We start from the raw sequence: 1,335 nt of genomic DNA, 5'->3' as shown, positions 1-1,335 counted from the left end.
ACCTTGAAGTTGCCCTCGATGAAGTCACGGAGTGCGACGAGCTGGTCGTCGGTCAGGTCCTTGATGCGGATGTCACCGGAGATACCGGTCTCCGTCAGTGCCTGGACGGCGCGGGTACGGCCGACGCCGTAGATGTACGTGAGTGCGATCTCCACGCGCTTCTCGCGCGGGATGTCGACGCCTGCTAGACGTGCCATGTGATGGCTGCTCCTGTTGTCGATGGAGGTGTGGCGCAGTACCGGTGCTCGGGCCTCCGCCCCGAGGTGTCCCCCGGCCGTCGTGCGGTCGGGTTCTGGTACTGCGTTGTCGATCTTCAGTTGTGGGTCGTGCTCGAGCAGCCTGGTGTCCGAGGGACACCGTCGGCGCCGGTCACGCGCCCGGGACTAGCCCTGGCGCTGCTTGTGACGCGGGTTGCTCTTGCAGATCACCATGACGCGGCCCTTGCGGCGAATCACACGGCAGTGTTCGCAGATGGGCTTGACGCTGGGGTTGACCTTCATGGTTCTTTCCTCGTGCTCGCTGGCTTCGTGCTCGGCAGGATTGCCGTGCCGTTCCTTTCCAGCTCGCGGATCACTTGTAGCGGTAGACGATCCGGCCGCGGGTCAGGTCGTACGGGCTCAGCTCCACGATCACGCGGTCCTCGGGGAGGATGCGGATGTAGTGCTGGCGCATCTTCCCGGAGATGTGCGCGAGGACCTTGTGTCCGTTCGTCAGCTCAACGCGGAACATCGCGTTGGGCAGAGCTTCGAGCACCGAGCCTTCGATCTCGATGACGCCGTCTTTCTTGGCCATAGCCTCACTGTCGCTTGGTTGTGGAACAGGTGTGATCCCCGAACCGGTCTGCGGGTCGGTCGCCACACCCGAGAGGGCATGACACACCAAAGATCGATCTTATGTGGTAAACCCGCAATTGCCAAGTGGGGGCGCGGAACACCCCACGTCTGGGGCTTCCGGAGCAGTGTCTGAGCGTTCCACAGTGGTTTGACGGCGCGCTCCGGGCGCGCTCATGCGTGCGAACCGTAGTTTTGCTCCGCAGCCACGTCCGCCGCACCAGCAGCTCGCGACGGACCACCGAACGGAGAACACGTGCCCGACGCCACACGACGCCCCTTCGCCAGTCACGGCAAGCAGGCCCGTCGCCGGGGTTGGGGCACGCTCGTCACCGTCGTGGCGTCCGCCGTCGCCGTCCTGCTCGTCAGCGGCACGAGCGTCGCCGCGATCGCCGGCGCACAGCTGTCGTCCGCTCCCCGGACCGTCGCGCTCAGCACCGACGACCAGAGCACCGCGAAGACCGCCGACATCTCGGCGATCAAGGGCGGGGCGAACATCCTGCTC

At 65.5% G+C, this 1,335-nt stretch carries 3 protein-coding genes and 1 pseudogene; 1 reads left to right on the top strand and 3 read right to left on the bottom strand.

The window, feature by feature from the left end; translation table 11 throughout:
• The 3 genes from rpsM to infA form a co-directional block, all read right to left on the bottom strand.
• The coding region (gene rpsM, locus BACI9J_RS22910) for a 30S ribosomal protein S13 (RefSeq protein ID WP_159736672.1) at nt 1-197 on the bottom strand (197 nt) is incomplete at its 3' end.
• A gap of 186 nt (nt 198-383) precedes the next feature.
• Nucleotides 384-500, bottom strand: coding sequence for a 50S ribosomal protein L36 (gene rpmJ, locus BACI9J_RS22905; protein ID WP_022903266.1), 117 nt, complete (start codon nt 498-500; stop codon nt 384-386).
• 70 nt (nt 501-570) lie between these two features.
• Nucleotides 571-792, bottom strand: coding sequence for a translation initiation factor IF-1 (gene infA / locus BACI9J_RS22900; RefSeq protein WP_017885509.1), 222 nt, complete (start codon nt 790-792; stop codon nt 571-573).
• Nucleotides 793-1,086: 294 nt separating this feature from the next.
• Here infA and BACI9J_RS22895 point away from each other — a divergent pair.
• A pseudogene (locus BACI9J_RS22895) lies at nt 1,087-1,335 on the top strand (hypothetical protein); the annotation flags it as partial.

It is taken from the genome of Arthrobacter sp. 9V (assembly GCF_902506065.1).
In the GTDB taxonomy this organism is placed as follows: domain Bacteria; phylum Actinomycetota; class Actinomycetes; order Actinomycetales; family Micrococcaceae; genus Arthrobacter.
Note: the sequence above shows the minus strand (reverse complement) of the source record. Positions and strands in the feature narration are given on the sequence as shown.